Here is a 16556-nt window from a genome sequence, read left to right as displayed (position 1 = left end):
TCAGTCGCCCTGCCGGCTAACCCAGCAAGCCCAGTACCTTCGCCCTCGCCACCGCCTGGGTACGCCGCTCGACGCCCAGCTTGCTGTTGATGTGGCTGGCGTGAGTCTTGACGGTGTGCAGGGAAATGAACAGTTGCTCGCTGATCTCCTGGTTGGAACAGCCCTGTGCAATCAAATGCAGTACGCCCAGCTCACGCACACTCAGGCAGTCGTTGCCATGCGCAGGCTCGGGTGTCGGCGTGCAAGAGGCCGGGAGCGCTTCCAGCAAGGCCTCGCGAACCTTGCAGGACGGCAGTTGCAGCAGTTGTTCATTCAGCCACTGGGAATGCTCGCCCAGCAGCGTTTTAAAGGGAATAAGAGCCCCTCCGGCCGCTGACTGCAGGCTGCGCAGTAACAGCTCTCGCGCTTCGTCGTACCGCGTCTGGCTCAGCAGCAGACCAATTTGCTGGGTCATCGCTATAAGCCCGAGCAGTTGCGCCCCCACCTCCTCAGCGCGCAGCTCAAGCGCCTGCAAGCGCTGCTCGCAGGCAACGCCGTCACCCAGCAACCGTTCGAGTACGGCACGCTGCAACTCGATGTGTTGCGGCAGTTGTGGATGGCATTCGGGGGCCGCAGCGCCGAGACCGCCGTTGTAGGTCTGAGTCAGGCGCAGCAGCCACGCTTCGGCAAGGTCCATGCGCCCTTGCAGCAGCCACAATTCGCATTTCACCAGAGTCACCATCGCCAGGTAGTAGATCGGTGGCACATCCCAGATGTGCATCAGACGTTCGGCCTCGGCGAGTTCGGCGAAGGCTTCGGCAAACCTACCGGCGCAGCCCTCCATGGTGGCAATCACGCAGTGGCCGATCAGCACACTGATGTCGCGACAGGCGCGCGCTTCGGCCAGCCCGGCCAGCAATAAAACCCGCCCTTGGTCCACTTGCAGGCGCAGGGTCAGCAAATAGCCTTCATACAGTGTCAGGCGCGCGCGAACTGCGTATAAGCGCACGGTGGACAACCCTTTGAGGCGCTGCTGCCCCCGGCGTACTTCATCAAGCGCACGCAGAATTTCGCCCCGAGCCTGCAAAACCCTGGCGCGGTCGTAATGCGCCAGCGCTTCGAACAGTGGATTGGCAACCCGCTGTGCCAGCTCCAGCGCATCACGATTCAACAGGCGGGCGCGCCACAGATCACCATTGGCAACCGCAAGGTTGGCCAGCGTCGACAGGCAGACAAGCCGTTGGCCATAGCGTTTTTCCGGCAAGGTCAGCAGGGCTTCAGTGCAATAGCGTTCGGTCTTTTCACTGTCTCCACGGCCACGCGCGATGATGCCGCTGAGCGCCAGCCACTGGGCAAGCATGGATTTTTGCGCGGTCGCCGACGGCGCTGGCAGGAACCGGCTCAATTGATTGGCCAGTTCCTCGGCGGCGTCCAGTTGGCAGGCCAGCCCCAGCGCCCAGGCGTAGAGCACAATCAGGCGTGGCGTGCTGGTCAACAGATCATCCGGCAAGTCCATCTTCCAGCGCAGCAACATGCCGACATTCTGCTCGGCCAGCAATTGCTCTTCAGAGAGGTTCTGCACCAGATTGGCTGCTACATCCAGATGCCCGGCGCGCAATGCCTGTTCCACCGCTTCATCCAGCTGGCCCTGAGCGCTGAACCAGCGGCAGGCGTTGAGGTGCAGGCGAGTCGGTTGCGCACCGCCAGCCTGGCGGGCGCGCAACAGATCGGAAAACAGATGGTGATAGCGAAACCAGTGGCCCTGCTCGTCCAGCGGCACCAGAAAGACCTGATGCGCCTGTAGATAACGGAGCATCTCGGCACTGTCATGGCTGTCCCGCGCGGCGTCGCACAGCTCGGCGCAAAAGCGCTCCAGACACGCAGTGTCATAAAGAAACGCCTGAACATCGGCTGGCAGACAGTCGATCACCTCTTCAAGCAGGTACTCGCGAATCAGCACCTCACTGCCGCGCAGCGCCTGCGACAAGGCGCTTTCGTCACCCGCTTCGGAGGCCGCCAGCAACCAGAATCGCAACCCGGCCACCCAGCCTTCACTGCGCTGAATCAGGTTTTTCAGCACCTCACTGTCGAGCGAGCTGCTATGCCGGTCCAGTACTGCCATCGATTCCGCGTGCGTCAGGCGCAGATCCTGCTCGTTGATTTCCAGCAACTGGCGCGTCAGACGCAGGCGTGCCAGGTGCCAGTCCGGGCGCTGTCGGCTGGTCACCATGACCACCAGCCCAACTGGCAGATGATTGAGAAAAAACTGCAGGCAGCGGTCAAGCACCGGGCCTTGGGCCAGATGATAATCATCCAGTACCAACAGCAGCGGCTTGCTCAGCATCAGGTGCATGGCCAGTTCGTCGAGCAGGCCGTCGAGCCATTCCTCGAACGCGAAAGGCTGATGACGCTGGCGCATTTTCAGCAGGCCCATTGCCTCGATGCCCAGTTGCGGGAAAAACTGCTGAAGGCTGCCCAGCAAGCGTTCGAGGAAACGGCCCGGATCGCTGTCACGTGCGCTCAGGCCCAGCCATACGCTCTGCCATTTGTCCGGCAAGCCCTGACAGAATTCAACGGCCAGCGAACTCTTGCCAAACCCGGCCGGGGCGCATACCAGCAGCAACCTGCCGCTCAGCCCCTCATCAAGGCGTTGGCACAGGCGGGAACGAGGGACGTAACCCTCAGGGAGTGGCGGGCGAAAAAATCGCCCCTCCAACGCAGGAATCGCGCTGTCTGCGAACCCTTGCATTCGGGACAGATCAGTCATGGCCGGCTCGTGTGAAAATCGTTGTCGCGGCATAGCGGTGTTCGGAGACTAGCGGGTAAATCGCCTCTTTTGAAAGGTCATCACGGAAAAGACTGTAACAAAATTCCTACAGCTTATAAGACCATGTCCTCTACGTGAAAAAGCCCCATTAAAGGGGCTTTTCAAGCACATGGCCATGACATTGATTTACAGCGTGTATCGGTCAGGTATCAACGAACCCCTTCCTGACGCAGCGCGTTGGGGGTGAAGTCGCTGGTGCCGGCAGTGAAGCCGAACTCGTACGCCCTCTTCTCTTCGTTTTTCATGCCCAGTGCCACGTAGCGACCGGATTGCAGGTCGTACAGGGTTTCAATCGCGTACCAAGGCACTTGTTTGTCGTAGTAGTTTTCCGAGTGTGCCTCGGCAACGCGCCACAGCTGGCCACGGCCGTCATAGTGGTCGATAACGGCGGCCTGCCAGGTGTCTTCGTCGATGAAGAAGTCACGTTTGGCGTAGATATGACGCTGACCTTCCTTGAGGGTCGCGGTCACGTGCCAGACGCGACGCAGCTCATAGCGGGTCAGGTCCTGGTTGATATGGCCAGCCTTGATGATGTCAGCGTACTTGAGCGTCGGATCGTCCAGCTTGTGGCTGTTGGAGGCGATGTACATTTCCTGCTTGCCGATCAGTTTCCAGTCATAGCGATCAGGCGCGCCGTTGTACATGTCCAGGTTGTCGGAAGTACGCAGACCATCCGACGCGGTGCCCGGCCCGTCATACGAAACCTGCGGCGCACGCCTTACACGGCGCTGACCGGCGTTATACAGCCATGCCGAGCGCGGTTCGGCGACCTGATCCAGGGTTTCATGCACCAGCAGCACACCGCCCGCCAGACGTGCTGGGGCGGTCACCTCCTGTTTGAAGTAGAACAGGATGTTGCCCGGGTTTTTCGGATCGAAATCCCTCATCTTGTCGCGAAACACGAATTGATCGGAGAAATACACCAGGCTGTACGAGCCATTGGGCTGTGGCGTGGCCTGGGTAACCAGACGCTTGACGCTGCCGCCCCGGTAACGGGTGATGTGGTTCCAGATAACCTCGACGCCACTGGCCGGGATCGGAAACGGGATGGCCGTATCGAAGTTTTCCAGACCGCTGCCGCCACCGACCAGTTTGGTGGTCGTCGCGTTCTTTTTGATGGCGGCAAACACTTCATCCGGCACGGTGGCACCGCGATGGGTCGGGTAGACCGGAATCCGGTAGCTGTCCGGATAACGTTTGAACATCGCGTACTGGCCCGGCGCGAGTTTGTCCTTGTACTGCTCTACATTGGCCGCGGTGATGGTAAACAACGGCTTTTCGCTGGCATACGGGTTGGCGAGGAACCCTTTGCTGTCCACCGCTCCGGCATTTTTCGGCAGCGGGCTCCAGGCAGGGATGGTGTTGGCCGCATTGCCAGCCTTTTCAGCGCCCATCGGCGTCAGCGAGGTACCCAGCTTTGCCGCTTCGGAGGCGGAGACCGCCGCCATCACACTGGTCGCCAGCAACGACATGCCCAGAACCCCGGCTTGCAACAGACTTTTTGTTATTTTCATATTCATCGTCATCCTGAAAACCATGCTCTTAGAAGTTCATGCCAAAGCTGAGCGCCACGAAATCCCGGTCATCAACCGTGGTGTATTTGCCATCAAAGAAGTTGGTATAGGAAAGGTTCGCGGTGTAGGTGTTCTGGTACTCGGCATCGAGCCCCAGGCTGACGGCCTTGCGTCCCTCTTCGAAGTTGCCGCCAGGGCCCGGCGAATAGCCTTTGACGTCGTGCGACCAGGCCACGCTCGGCTTGAGGTTGACCCCGGCAAACACACTGTTGTAATCCCAGATGGCACGGGCGCGGTAGCCCCAGGAGTTGGCCGTGGTAAAGCCGTCGTCTTCGCAATAACGGGTCAGGTTATTCTGCTCGGCACCGGTCAGAGTGCCTGCGTTGAGCGTCGCGCATTGGCCGCCAGGCAGCGGGCCAGGACCATACACAGGGTCACGGCCGTAGCGAATTTTGGAAGTGCTTTCCAGGCCACCCACGTGGGTCCAGCCCACTTCACCGACCACCGTCAGACGCTCTGCGCCCATGACCTGGTCGAAGAACTGGGTGAACGTGGTTTGCAACTGAGTGATTTCCTTGCGGCGATAACCGGGCTGATCGGTATTGGGCTGCCCGCTCAGCAGCGAAACGTTGGGGTTGAGCGGCGAAATACCCGAATACAGGATGTCGGTGGTGTTGACCTGAATCGGTGCATTCGGGCGGTAGCTGATCTCGCCGCTCCACGCGGTGCCGGTAGGCAAGGTGGTCGAGAAGCTCAGACCGTACAGACGGATGTCTTCCGGGTATTCGACGTAGTAACTGGAGTTGCCTGCCACGACAACCGGCAGTAGCGTGGGTGCGAGTCGCGTCGCCGTTGCTGCCGGTATACCGTTACGGACCAGCGAGCCCACCAGGCCTTGAGGGCTGAACGAAGCAGCCGAGCCGCCGCGTCCGCTGAAGATCGGCGCACGGCTGTGGTAATTCATCATGTAGGCACCGAACTCGGTATCCAGAGGCTCGAAGTTGTAACGCAAGGCAAAGCCGAACTGGCCACTGTCACGCGCATCGCGGTCAGGCCCACGGCGCACCACAGCGCCCTCATCCGGGTTACCGAACACTACGCCCTGCTGCGACAACGAGTTGAACACCGCGCCGCGTGCGCCTGCTGGCAAACCGGCAGCCGTCAGCGAACTGTTCAGGCCGCTGCGGCTGCGCAATACCGCGAGGTTGTTGTTGCAGCCATCGGCGATCACGTCCGGCTGCGAGAAGAAGGTGCCGCAGTTGTCGACGACAGTCTGGTCCCACTCCAGCTGGTAGAAGCCCTCGGCAGAAAGGTTGTCAGTCAGGCTTTGCGACAGGTAGAACATGTTGACCGGAATCAGGCCTTCCTTGATTTCAGAGCCTGGACGCCGAAAGGCCGAGACATCGACCGGGTTGACGCTGTTGATACCGCCCTGAATGAAGGTACTTTCACCCCAACTGATGACCTGCTTGCCGAAGCGCACGGCACCCGGCTGATCAGCGATCGAATAATTGTGGTAGACAAACGCATCCAGCAACTGGAACCCGGACGACTTGGCGCCCTCTTTGCGGCCTGAGTCGCTGATGTCCTTGAACTCGCGGTTTTCATCCTTGAGCTCAAAGTCGTACCAGTATTTGCCACGCAGGAACACGCCGGTATCGCCGTACTTGAGTTCCAGGTCATGGATGCCCTTGAAAATCTTCGAAAACGTTTCCCCACGCTTGAAGTTCAAGTGGCCGTCATCGGAGGTCTGCGACAGACCACGCCCGCCATTGTTGGCGCCGATCAGGTTTTTATTGGGGTTTGCAGTCGACCAGCTGGCGCCTACCGACAGCGATGAGTCGAAACTGCCTTCGATTTCACCGACGTTGAAGGTCACGCCAAAGGCGGGGCCGGCGAGCGAGGAAGCAAGGCTGACGGCCAGAGGCAGCCTGGCCCGACGCCAGAATGGGGGTGTGCTTGTCATCGACGCTACTCCTTGTGTTTTATTGTTATGGCAGTGGGGAAATCCAAAAACGACTCTGTCTTCGAATCACTACACACAGCCAGCTCCGCTCTTGCTCATTCCCTGTGCTGACTATAGCCAGCACGCCCTGACGCTAGATCCCTCTAAAGTGTGATTTGCAGGACCAACGCCTCTGGCCCGCCCGTTTCCGGAAGGCCGCTAAAAAACCTGTGGCGGGGAGGATGGATTAAATTGGAAATTTGGCAAGTCGCAGAACAGGACCTGCGACGCAGACACTTGCCGCGCCCGATGGGCGCGGCAAGATAAGAAGGTGTCACAGCGTGGAAAGGAACGTGCTGTTGCTGTTCTGCCATTCCACAATATCCAGACGCATGCGCTTCTTGTCGAGCTTGCCGACGCTGGTCTTGGGAATTTCAGTAACAAGCGCGATCTGGCTGGGAATTGCCCACTTGTTGATGTGACCTTGCTCGACGAACGGTTTGAGATGCTCCTTCAAGCCCTTGGCATCAAGCTGATGGCCGTCGCGAATCACCAGCAAGGCAAAAGGCCGCTCACCCCATTGCGGGTCGGCGATACCGACCACAGCCACTTCGCGCACAGCCGGATGCCGGCTGCACAGGTCTTCAAGCTCCAGCGAAGAAATCCATTCGCCACCGGTCTTGATCACATCCTTGATACGGTCGCGAATATCGATGAAGCCCATACCGTCCAGCGTTGCCACATCGCCAGTGTGCATCCAGCCGCCCGCCCACAACTCAGCACCTTTCTCGGGCTCGCGGAAATAGCTTTCGGTCAGCCAGGGCGCACGCAGAACCAGCTCACCCTGGGTTTCTCCATCGGCCGGAAGGAAGTTGCCTTGCTGATCGACGATGGCTGCTTCTACCAGCATGCCAGGCACACCGGCCTTGATGCGGTAGGTAATCTGCTCGTCTTCGCTGCCGGCCTTCAGCTCGTCGTTGATGTGCGCAACGGAAATCAGCGGTCCGGTTTCAGACATGCCATACGCGGCGGTGAGCTGGATGCCCCTGGCCTTGGCGGCCTGGTACAGGCTGCGGTTCAGCGAGCTGCCGCCAATGATGATTTTCCAGCCGCCAAAGTCCGCATCCTGCGCAGACTTGGCGTTGAGCAACATTTGCAGGATGGTCGGCACGCAATGCGAGAACGTGACTTTCTCCTTGCGCCAAAGCTCTACCAGCAATTCGGGCTCGTAGCGGCCGGGGTACACCTGTTTCAGGCCCAGCATGGTCGCTACATAGGGAATGCCCCAGGCATGCACGTGGAACATCGGTGTGATAGGCATGTAGACGTCATCGTTGCCCAACTGCCGCGGACTTTCGACGCACCCCAGGATGGCCGCCACGCCCATGGTGTGCAGTACCAACTGGCGATGGGTGAAATAGACGCCTTTGGGGTTGCCCGTAGTGCCTGTGGTGTAAAACGTGGTCGCGACCGAGTTCTCGTCGAAGTCCTCGAAAGCGTACTCGGGGCTGGCTGCCGCCAGCAGGGTCTCGTATTCGCCGACGAGGTTTGGCAAGTCGGCGGTCTTGTCGGGCAGGTCCGTCAGCAGCAGGGTCTTTTCAACGGTGGTCAAATGTCCGGACATAGCCTGATACAGGCCCGTGAATTCGCTGTTTATCAATACCAGCCGGTCATCGGCATGGTTGATGGTATAGGCGATCTGCTCGGGCGATAGCCGCACGTTGACGGTGTGGATCACTGCGCCAATCATCGGGATGGCGAACATGCATTCCAGATAGCGATGGCTGTCCCAGTCCATGACTGCCACGGTGTCGCCAGCTTTCACGCCTGCCGCCGTCAAGACGTTGGCCAGGCGGCAGATGCGCTCGTTGAGGGTCGGGTAGGTATAGCGAACGGAGTCGCGGTAAATAATTTCACGCGTCTTTTCATAACGACTGCCGGACGACAACAGGCGCTTGATCAACAGAGGGTACTGGTAAGCGCCATCGGCGGGCGCAAGAACGCGAGTCTGTAACATATGAGTCCCTTTTCAAAGTCCACAGGCGGAGCTGGAAATATGGACTCTAGAGCCCTCGCCTGCCAGTGAAATCAGTAAAAGGGATGATTTTTCGAAGCGCCTCTCGCTGTCTGCAAGAGGCGCTCGCACTCGTTATACGCTTTGCAAAAGCGTTGTTGAATGCAGGTTTCAGTGCACTTCGGTGAACGCCAGTTTGATACCCAGCGCGACCAGCACTCCGCCCATGGCCCGATCGAACCAGTGGCCCATCCGCGCAAAACCCGCGCGTACCCGCGCCTGGCTGAACAGCCGCGCCACCAGGCAGAACCACGCAGCCGTCGCCACTGCGAGGTAGACCCCATAACCGCCCTGCACCAGCAGCGGCGTGTGCGGATTGATCACTACGGTGAACAGCGAGAGGAAAAACAGCGTGGCCTTGGGGTTAAGGCCGTTGGTGACGAAACCGCTGATGTAGGCACTCTTTGCTGTGCGCTCGCCCGGGACTGCCTTGATGGCGGCATCGCCCGTCGCCGCAGCCGGTCTGGCACGCAGGGCCTTGATACCGATGTACAGCAGGTACGCGGCTGCCGCCCATTTCAGCGCGTTGAACAGCACGATGGACTGGGAAACGATAATCCCGATACCCAGCAGCGAATAGCCCACATGAAGAAAGATGGCCGAGCCGACGCCAAGCGCTGACCAGGTACCGGCCTTACGCCCATGCGTGACGCTTTCGCGCACCACCACCGCGAAGTCCGGACCGGGGCTGGCAACGGCCAGCAGGTGGATCAGCGCAACGGTAAGAAATTCTGCCCAATACATGTGGGACCTCCTGGAGGATTGACGTCAGACCCGGCAGATTACGCTGTCTGATGTCTGCGCAACAGTTACTGACAACGATCACCTCAACTATCGTGCGATCATCGCAATTATCGTGCGGCGCTCCGCGTCGCATGCCGTTCCGGACGCTCCGCGTCCTCTTGACGACGCAGAGCGTCGTGAACTGCATCCCCACGCTGGAGCGTGCGGAACGATCATCTCAACTATCGTGCGGCGCTCCGCGTCGCATGCCGTTCTGGACGCTCCGCGTCCTCCTGACCCATATCCTGTTAGACTGCGCGCTTTTTCAGGAGCCATTCCATGGACCCGCGCAGTGAAGTGTTACTCCGTCAGGCCGAGCTGTTTCAGGGGTCGCTGTTGCTGGTCGGGCTGCCCGCCGATGACCTGCTCGGAAAACTGCCGGACTCGCGTGGATGGTGCTGGCATGCAGGTGACCAGGCCGCGCTGGATGCGCGGTTTGAAGGCCGTGTGGATTTCGGCGTTGAAGCGCCAGAGGCCGCCTTCGAAGCCGCCGTGCTGTTCCTGCCCAAAGCCCGCGATCTGACCGACTACCTGCTCAATGCCCTGGCTTCCCGCCTGGCCGGGCGCGAGTTGTTTCTGGTCGGCGAAAAGCGTGGCGGAATCGAAGCCGCTGCAAAACAACTGAGCCCCTTCGGCCGCGCGCGCAAGCTCGACAGTGCCCGCCACTGCCAGCTCTGGCAGGTCACTGTCGAGAACGCACCACAAGCCGTTACGCTGGAAAGCCTCGCCAAGCCCTACCAGATCGACCTGCAGGACGGCCCGCTCACGGTTGTTAGCCTGCCCGGCGTGTTCAGCCATGGCCGCCTCGACCGTGGTTCAGCCCTGTTGCTGGAAAACATCGACAAGCTGCCGAGCGGCAACCTGCTCGACTTCGGCTGTGGTGCCGGCGTACTCGGTGCAGCGGTCAAGCGTCGCTACCCGCACAACGACGTCATCATGCTGGACGTGGATGCGTTCGCAACCGCAAGTTCGCGCCTGACCCTGGCCGCCAATGGCCTGCAAGCCCAGGTGTTGACCGGTGACGGAATTGACGCAGCGCCAATGGGTTTGAACACGATTCTCAGCAACCCGCCGTTCCATGTGGGGGTTCATACCGACTACATGGCAACAGAAAACCTGCTGAGAAAAGCACGCCAACATCTTAAATCAGGCGGCGAACTGCGCCTTGTCGCGAATAACTTTCTGCGTTATCAGCCGCTGATCGAAGAGCACGTCGGGCAGTGCGAAGTCAGGGCTCAGGGCAGCGGTTTTAAAATCTACAGCGCTAAACGCTCCTGAAATAAGCACTTGCCGAAACGTTTTTGCGGAGGCAGAATCCGCTCCGTCCTAGGGGAGTAGTCTCCCACGAGCGCCATGCTCGTCCGGCACGTATCAACATACTTGGTCCTCAGACCATGGTACGTGCGACCCGGAATCCGCTCAGACGGATCGGTGGTTTGACAAGACCTATGACACGAACACCTTACCCGGGGCGGGGAGGTCGTACGTGTCATAGCCGTGTCGACCCGCCCCTTAGGAAACCTGATGCTGGAATCATTCTTAATCCCCACCGCTGTGGTTGCGCTCGCCGAAATCGGTGACAAGACGCAATTGCTCGCACTCATTCTCGCCGCACGCTTTCGCAAACCCTGGCCGATCATTGCGGGCATTGTCGCCGCAACCCTGGCCAATCATGCGGCAGCAGGCGCTGTAGGTGCATGGTTCAGCAGCTTCCTGTCAGACGCAGTGCTGCACTGGATCCTTGCCGCCAGCTTTACCGCCACGGCACTGTGGACACTGGTGCCGGACAAGATGGACGATGACGAAGCCAGCACGGCGCGCAAGTTCGGCCCGTTCATGACCACGCTGATTACGTTCTTCATCGCTGAAATCGGTGACAAGACGCAGATCGCCACGGTGATGCTGGCGGCGCAGTATTCCTATCTGTGGCTGGTCATTCTGGGCACCACGGTGGGCATGCTGCTGGCCAACGTGCCGGTGGTACTGGCGGGCAATTTCGCCGCCGAGAAACTGCCGCTGACCCTGATCCGCCGACTGGCTGCCTGCGCGTTCTTCGTGCTGGCGCTGGTGGCGGTTTACAAGGCAATGCAAGTCAGCGGCTGGGTGTAATGCTGGCCCGTAGCGTTGCAAAGACACTCGCAACGCTACGGGCGACTCATTCACTCAGGATTTGGGGGCAGCCTGATACAGCGGCATGACTTTCGGAATCGCAGCCTGCAACGAAGCGATGCGACTTTCCGAGGCCGGGTGAGTGCTCATGAACTCAGGCTGCGAACCACCGGAGTTCTGGGTCATCTTCTGCCACAGGGTGATCGCCGCATTCGGGTTGTAACCGGCACGTGCGGCCAGTTCCAGACCGAGCAGATCGGCTTCGTTCTCGTTACTGCGGCTGTTGGGCAGTGTCAGGCTGTAGTTGACCACGGTATCTGCCAACGCCAGGCTGTCCTGTCCCAATCCCAGCAAGGCACCTGCGCCCTGCTTGGCCATTGAAACGCCGTATGCCTTGGACATCGCTTCACGCCCGTGCTCGCGCAGGGCATGGGCGATCTCGTGGCCCATGACCGCAGCGATTTCATCGTCGGTCAGCTTGAGGGTATCAATCAGACCGGTGTAAACGAAAATCTTGCCGCCAGGACCACAATTGGCGTTCAGTTCGTCGCTCTTGATCAGGTTGACTTCCCACTGCCACTGCGCCGAATCAGGCCGCAATTTGGGCGCCTGGGCAATCAGTCGATTGGCGATTGCATGAACCCGCTTGGCATTGGCGCTGGTGGTGTCCAGCACCCCTTTGCTGGTCGCCTCGCCAACGGTCTGCTGGTAGGACTGGGCGTACATTTTGTTGACTTCATCCGTGGAGAGCATGCTGAACATGTACTGTTTGCGCTCCACACCGACCGAGTCGCCACTCGTGGTATTGACTGCCTGACACCCGCCGAGCAGCAACGCAGCGCTCAAGGCACAGAAGGCAAATGAAGGACGCATGGTGTATCTCCTTGTTTGTGAAACGGCCATTGCGGGGGCAGACCTCTGCGCCAGATACCGGCCAACTGGCATCTTGGTCTTTGACAGAGGTGGATGGTTCCCGCAGGTATGTCCAGTTTGTATCAGATGCGCTTCAAGGCGGATATCGGATTTGTCTGATTCATCGGTCTTATCCCTGCCCGCCTAACTCAATGGCGTCAGACACTCAGGTGCATTGAGCTTTGGATCGTTGACCAGATTGGCCAGTGGTCGCTCTCGCAATGCGGTCTGTGGGGCTGCCAGCAAGGCTTGCAGGGTCGGCAGCGGCGTGTCGGCGGCCAGCCAGTCTTTCTGGCCCTTGGCATCCAGAATCAATGGCCGACGCTGGGTCGCGGCCGCCTGGGTGACCACCGCGACGCTCAGGTACGTATGCCCCTGCACCGGATAGGCTTCCCAGATGGCGGCGAAAAACAGCGCGGCGCCCTCCCCCGGCGTCAGCCAGAACGGACGCTTGCGCAGCGTGCCGCGCCACTCGTAAAAGCCGTTGGCGGGCAGCAGGCAGCGGCGATGGGTAAAGGCGTCACGAAACATGGGTTGCTCGGCCACGGTTTCGGCGCGGGCATGGGCGGGAGTTTTCGACAGATCGGTGAGCCAGGCCGGGGTCAGGCCCCAGCGCGCGCGCGCCAGCTCGATACCGTCAGCGTTTTCGGCGGCGCGCATGATCAACACCCAGTCGGCTGGCGAAATGTTCCATTGCGCCTGCTGATCGGCGGGAAAACCGGGCAAGGCGGCAAAGGCAGGGGTCCAGCGAAACAGGGCGAAGCGTCCACACATGGGGGCTAATCAGACTCTATTGAAGGTGCTCAGCACACCAGTACATCGGGGAAGTCGTCCGGCTCATCGCCAGACAAGGGCGAAGCGCTATTGTACGCAGTGATCAGCTCGCGTGCCCGTTCGACCTGTGCATCGTCGACCTTGAGCGCCAGAAGCCCCAGCCCCGGCAGCTCGCCCATCGCACCGAGCAGGTCGCGACCGGCGAGATGCGCCTTGATGCCTTCGCTGGCGAGCATTGCCAGCAGCAACTCGGCCTCCATGAGGTTCTCGGGCTCGTAGATCTTTTGCATCACTCGTTCTCGCTGCGAACATCCAGGTTCCAGTCTTCGCCGTCGGTCTGCAGGTCGAAAATGATCGGGCGGCAACAGACCGGACAGTCTTCAATGTACTGTTGATCGCCACCGGACAGGTCCAGTACGGCCTCGACAGGCTCGCCGCAATAAGGGCAGTCGTAACTCTGTAATTCCTGCATCAAGGTCTCCGGGATCAGTTATGCGTATAATTGCCCCATTCTTCAGAAGGCTGTTTTAACAAGTACGTCTTCTTTTTACCCTATCCGATTCCAACAAGAGAGCATGATGGGCGAATTTGATGCCATCCGACCGTACAACGATGCAGAAGTCCCCGCCGTCTTGGCACGCCTGCTGAGCGACAAAGCCTTTCTCGCAATTCTGACCCGATTCCGTTTTCCCCGCCTGGCGGGCGCATTCGGCTGGCTGCTGCAGCCGACACTGGCGCGCAAGCTGCGTCGCGAGTTTGCCGGTATCGACTCGGTCGCCACGCTGCAGGACAAAGTCGAATATTACGTCGACCACACCATTGAGCGCGCCACGGACGGAGTCACCTACACCGGCGTCGAGCAGCTCAAGTCCGGTTGTGCCTATCTGTTTCTGGCCAACCACCGCGATATCGTCATGGACCCGGCGTTCGTCAACTATGCCGTGTACCACGCAGGCCTGCCAACTCCGCGCATTGCCATTGGCGACAACCTGCTGCAAAAGCCGTTTGTCAGCGACCTGATGCGCCTGAACAAGAGCTTCATAGTGCACCGCTCGATTATCGGGCGGCGCGAGAAAATGGCGGCTTACCAATTGCTGTCGGCGTATATCAACCACTCGATTACCAAGGATTGCCAGTCCATCTGGATCGCTCAGGCCGAAGGCCGCGCGAAGGATGGTGACGACCGCACCGAGTCGGCAATCCTCAAAATGTTCCACATGAGCCGCAAGGACGAGCCGTTTGGCGACGTGATTCGCTCTCTGAACCTGATCCCGGTTTCGATCAGCTATGAGTACGATCCGTGCGACAGCGCCAAGGCCCGCGAGCTGTACATTCGTGCAACTACCGGCTCATACACCAAGACGCCGGGCGAAGACGACGTGAGCATTGCATTGGGCATCACTGGCTATAAAGGTCGCGTGCATGTGAACTTCGCGCCGCCGATCACCGAGCACTTCGAGGACACCAAGCAACTGGCTATCGAAATGGACCGGCAGATTCTAGGCGGCTATCGTCTGTTCCCGGTGCATTACCTGGCGTACGCGCAATGGAGCGACGCCGACCCGAGCCTCGACGTACCGCCAGCGTCCGCAGTGTTTGCGGCCGACGAACTCGAACGCGCCAAAGATGAATGGGAAGGTCGCCTGGCAGGCGTGCCGACCGAGCATCGCCCTTACCTGATTCAGCAGTACGCGACACCGGTGCGCAACCAGTACCGGGTCAAGGCCGGGCTGGCGCTTTAAGAACTGCGAACGCCTATCGTGCCCATGCTCCGCGTGGGTACGCCGCTCTGAACGCTCTGCGTCCGGTCTTGAGCGCGTCAGCGCGCCGTGACGCAGAGCGTCACCCAAAATGCATTGACTGAAACACCGCCTTCGCAAGCAAGCGAAGCGTCGCCCGGCTCGCTCCCACAGGGCTTGTTCTGATCCAGGCGGTGTTCCAGAAACATCCTGCATGACAATTCGCTGCCACTGTCACCCAAGCGTAACGTGACACCCTCATTGTGTGGCTCCTCGAGAAACGGACTTCCCTCTTTTTGGAGCTTGTCATGCTGCACGCAAAAAATCAGGATCGCCTTTACCTCATCGCCCAGAGCGATGAACAGCAGGAGTTGATCGACGGTCTGGCCTTCAACGTTCAGGACCGCCATTGGCTGGTCTATTGCGCACTGGGCGGGCACGTTCATCATGACCTGCCGGATATGGATCAGGACACCGGTTTCAGTTTTCTGGATTTTTATCAGCAGGCAGCCTGAGCCTGACAACGACCTCACGGCCTATACCGAATAAAGCAAAAAGCCCGGCCCCCTCAACAAGGGCCGGGCTTTTTTTCGCTGCGGGGATTACTGCGCCAGGGTCGAACCGATGGTCGGGTCCTGGAAGACGCGGGTCAGTGCATCACTCAACACGTCACTCACCAGCTTGGTGTTGGTTTCCTGGTTCGGGGCCATGCCGAAACGCTGATCCAGCGATGCGGCGTAACGGCCACTGTAGCTGCGACCGTTATTGCGTACATCAGCGCGGAACGTCGAGCTGATGGTGGCTTCAGTCACGTACAGACCTTCTTTGGGCGACTGGTACTTCAAGTCTGCCAGGGTCACGGTCAACTGCGGAGCGTTGCCACCCTGAGTCGGCGTAAAGCCCAACAGGCGTACTGCCGCCTCGGCCTGAGCCTGGAGCTTGGGAACGATATCCGCCCCGTTCACGCTGATGGCGCTGGTTTCCGGGTACATGCCGCCACGCGTGCCCAGCGTCGGCCCAGGACGGCCGTCGACTACGCGCACCACCACAGGCTGACCACGCCCTACGGCCGCAAGCTGCGCGTTGAGCTTGGGAGTGGGGCTGAGTTGTTGCGGACTGTGGGCACAGCCCACCAGGGTCAAACTGCTTACAGCAAGCAAACCGAACAAAATGCGACGCAGCATGCTCATTTCTCCATGGGCCAGACACTGAATGTGCCGCAGTATAGCGGCCAGCAACAGCCGCTAACCAGAGGGCGCTGACCGTTAAGCCTCGGACATTCGGCACGTCTCGGGGTTCAGGCAGCAGCTTAGGCAATGATTCGTGCAGCGCAATGTAATCAGGGCGTCACATGCAGTTGGCAGACTCGCCCTCATCGCACAGACGCTCATCCACGTCACAGGAGCTGCGCCATGAATCTGTTCCGGTCTCTGTTCACCACACGCCACCAGCATCGTCATTACGCACGCATTGATCAGGCAGGCATCTGCTGCGCGTTCAAGCATTGTGCGCAACGCCCGTCTGGCGTCGAATGGGTGGAAGTGACCGAGCAACGACTTGCCTGGCTGAACCAGCCACTGCCCGCCAGCGCCCGGGTGACACAGCACAGCGCACGTTCAACGCGCGGCCAGTTGCTCACCGCCTGACCCGATAGAGAATAAAAGTCATTTAAAGCGATCAATTCCTGCCATTTCATCGCTATAATCTCCCCCCGATTATAAGGACGTCTCCTGATCGGGCCTCGCAGCATTGCTAATCACCGTATTAGCGCCTTCGTACTGCCCACAGAGAGCCGCCCACACAGGTCATGTGCGCACGAGTGTGCTCGATGAAAGGTGAAGAATGCTCGAATCGTATCGAACCTTTCTCGCCCGCCAGCGCCTCACTCTTGGTGCCCCTG

General features: G+C 59.7%; 15 protein-coding genes and 1 riboswitch. Of the genes, 5 read left to right on the top strand and 10 right to left on the bottom strand.

Translation table 11 applies throughout. The annotated features are described in order from the left end of the window. Nucleotides 1-16 precede the first annotated feature (16 nt). The 5 genes from KP808_RS04860 to KP808_RS04840 all read right to left on the bottom strand — a co-directional run bounded on the left by KP808_RS04860 (nt 17) and on the right by KP808_RS04840 (nt 9083). A complete protein-coding gene (locus tag KP808_RS04860) occupies nt 17-2746 on the bottom strand; it encodes a LuxR C-terminal-related transcriptional regulator (protein WP_230017547.1) in 2730 nt (909 codons plus the stop codon). A 209-nt stretch (nt 2747-2955) separates the two neighbouring features. Further along, entirely contained in the window at nt 2956-4320 is a 1365-nt protein-coding gene (locus KP808_RS04855; RefSeq protein WP_005746200.1) for a DUF1329 domain-containing protein, read from the bottom strand. A 28-nt stretch (nt 4321-4348) separates the two neighbouring features. Further along, complete coding sequence (locus tag KP808_RS04850) at nt 4349-6286, bottom strand: DUF1302 domain-containing protein (protein WP_005778004.1); 1938 nt, start codon at nt 6284-6286, stop codon at nt 4349-4351. A gap of 313 nt (nt 6287-6599) precedes the next feature. Further along, nucleotides 6600-8282, bottom strand: coding sequence for a fatty acid--CoA ligase (locus KP808_RS04845; RefSeq protein ID WP_122281305.1), 1683 nt, complete (start codon nt 8280-8282; stop codon nt 6600-6602). Nucleotides 8283-8450: 168 nt separating this feature from the next. Continuing rightward, nucleotides 8451-9083: a LysE family translocator gene (locus KP808_RS04840; protein ID WP_230017546.1), complete on the bottom strand. Its 633-nt coding sequence runs from the start codon at nt 9081-9083 to the stop codon at nt 8451-8453. 318 nt (nt 9084-9401) lie between these two features. Here KP808_RS04840 and KP808_RS04835 point away from each other — a divergent pair, with 318 nt between their 5' ends. After that, a complete protein-coding gene (locus tag KP808_RS04835) occupies nt 9402-10400 on the top strand; it encodes a class I SAM-dependent methyltransferase (protein ID WP_230017545.1) in 999 nt (332 codons plus the stop codon). A gap of 38 nt (nt 10401-10438) precedes the next feature. Continuing rightward, nucleotides 10439-10577: riboswitch (yybP-ykoY riboswitch) on the top strand. A gap of 69 nt (nt 10578-10646) precedes the next feature. Continuing rightward, nucleotides 10647-11231, top strand: coding sequence for a TMEM165/GDT1 family protein (locus tag KP808_RS04830; RefSeq protein WP_002552184.1), 585 nt, complete (start codon nt 10647-10649; stop codon nt 11229-11231). Between the two features lie 54 nt (nt 11232-11285). On the opposite strand, the gene KP808_RS04825 is transcribed toward KP808_RS04830, so the two are convergent. The 4 genes from KP808_RS04825 to KP808_RS04810 all read right to left on the bottom strand — a co-directional run bounded on the left by KP808_RS04825 (nt 11286) and on the right by KP808_RS04810 (nt 13389). Further along, nucleotides 11286-12104, bottom strand: coding sequence for a M48 family metallopeptidase (locus tag KP808_RS04825; RefSeq protein WP_003365550.1), 819 nt, complete (start codon nt 12102-12104; stop codon nt 11286-11288). Nucleotides 12105-12287: 183 nt separating this feature from the next. Continuing rightward, entirely contained in the window at nt 12288-12917 is a 630-nt protein-coding gene (locus KP808_RS04820; protein WP_230017544.1) for an SOS response-associated peptidase, read from the bottom strand. Nucleotides 12918-12946: 29 nt separating this feature from the next. Continuing rightward, nucleotides 12947-13207, bottom strand: a complete 261-nt coding sequence (locus tag KP808_RS04815; protein WP_057421880.1) for a putative signal transducing protein — start codon at nt 13205-13207, stop codon at nt 12947-12949. Continuing rightward, complete coding sequence (locus tag KP808_RS04810; RefSeq protein ID WP_002552181.1) at nt 13207-13389, bottom strand: CPXCG motif-containing cysteine-rich protein; 183 nt, start codon at nt 13387-13389, stop codon at nt 13207-13209. The genes KP808_RS04815 and KP808_RS04810 overlap by 1 nt, the downstream gene beginning before the upstream one ends. A gap of 106 nt (nt 13390-13495) precedes the next feature. On the opposite strand from KP808_RS04810, the gene KP808_RS04805 reads away from it, so the two are divergent. After that, nucleotides 13496-14659 carry a 1-acyl-sn-glycerol-3-phosphate acyltransferase gene (locus KP808_RS04805; protein ID WP_010192881.1) on the top strand — a complete coding sequence of 388 codons (1164 nt, stop codon included), beginning with the start codon at nt 13496-13498 and terminating at the stop codon, nt 14657-14659. Nucleotides 14660-14964: 305 nt separating this feature from the next. Continuing rightward, a complete protein-coding gene (locus KP808_RS04800; RefSeq protein WP_057413506.1) occupies nt 14965-15171 on the top strand; it encodes a hypothetical protein in 207 nt (68 codons plus the stop codon). Between the two features lie 87 nt (nt 15172-15258). On the opposite strand, the gene KP808_RS04795 is transcribed toward KP808_RS04800, so the two are convergent. Continuing rightward, on the bottom strand, nt 15259-15840 hold the full coding sequence (locus tag KP808_RS04795) for a YajG family lipoprotein (RefSeq protein WP_002552178.1): 582 nt from the start codon (nt 15838-15840) through the stop codon (nt 15259-15261). 228 nt (nt 15841-16068) lie between these two features. On the opposite strand from KP808_RS04795, the gene KP808_RS04790 reads away from it, so the two are divergent. Next, nucleotides 16069-16302, top strand: coding sequence for a hypothetical protein (locus KP808_RS04790; RefSeq protein WP_219171007.1), 234 nt, complete (start codon nt 16069-16071; stop codon nt 16300-16302). Nucleotides 16303-16556: the final 254 nt, after the last annotated feature.

Origin of the sequence: Pseudomonas savastanoi, assembly GCF_020917325.1 — a bacterium.
Classification (GTDB): domain Bacteria; phylum Pseudomonadota; class Gammaproteobacteria; order Pseudomonadales; family Pseudomonadaceae; genus Aquipseudomonas; species Aquipseudomonas amygdali.
This window is presented reverse-complemented; position numbering and strand designations above follow the sequence as displayed.

Bases quoted from the DNA above. Each gene is read 5' to 3' on its own strand.
- KP808_RS04860 (WP_230017547.1), bottom strand. From the start codon at position 2,746: ATGACTGATCTGTCCCGAATGCAAGGGTTCGCAGACAGCGCGATTCCT.
- KP808_RS04855 (WP_005746200.1), bottom strand. From the start codon at position 4,320: ATGAAAATAACAAAAAGTCTGTTGCAAGCCGGGGTTCTGGGCATGTCG.
- KP808_RS04850 (WP_005778004.1), bottom strand. From the start codon at position 6,286: ATGACAAGCACACCCCCATTCTGGCGTCGGGCCAGGCTGCCTCTGGCC.
- KP808_RS04845 (WP_122281305.1), bottom strand. From the start codon at position 8,282: ATGTTACAGACTCGCGTTCTTGCGCCCGCCGATGGCGCTTACCAGTAC.
- KP808_RS04840 (WP_230017546.1), bottom strand. From the start codon at position 9,083: ATGTATTGGGCAGAATTTCTTACCGTTGCGCTGATCCACCTGCTGGCC.
- KP808_RS04835 (WP_230017545.1), top strand. From the start codon at position 9,402: ATGGACCCGCGCAGTGAAGTGTTACTCCGTCAGGCCGAGCTGTTTCAG.
- KP808_RS04830 (WP_002552184.1), top strand. From the start codon at position 10,647: ATGCTGGAATCATTCTTAATCCCCACCGCTGTGGTTGCGCTCGCCGAA.
- KP808_RS04825 (WP_003365550.1), bottom strand. From the start codon at position 12,104: ATGCGTCCTTCATTTGCCTTCTGTGCCTTGAGCGCTGCGTTGCTGCTC.
- KP808_RS04820 (WP_230017544.1), bottom strand. From the start codon at position 12,917: ATGTGTGGACGCTTCGCCCTGTTTCGCTGGACCCCTGCCTTTGCCGCC.
- KP808_RS04815 (WP_057421880.1), bottom strand. From the start codon at position 13,207: ATGCAAAAGATCTACGAGCCCGAGAACCTCATGGAGGCCGAGTTGCTG.
- KP808_RS04810 (WP_002552181.1), bottom strand. From the start codon at position 13,389: ATGCAGGAATTACAGAGTTACGACTGCCCTTATTGCGGCGAGCCTGTC.
- KP808_RS04805 (WP_010192881.1), top strand. From the start codon at position 13,496: ATGGGCGAATTTGATGCCATCCGACCGTACAACGATGCAGAAGTCCCC.
- KP808_RS04800 (WP_057413506.1), top strand. From the start codon at position 14,965: ATGCTGCACGCAAAAAATCAGGATCGCCTTTACCTCATCGCCCAGAGC.
- KP808_RS04795 (WP_002552178.1), bottom strand. From the start codon at position 15,840: ATGCTGCGTCGCATTTTGTTCGGTTTGCTTGCTGTAAGCAGTTTGACC.
- KP808_RS04790 (WP_219171007.1), top strand. From the start codon at position 16,069: ATGAATCTGTTCCGGTCTCTGTTCACCACACGCCACCAGCATCGTCAT.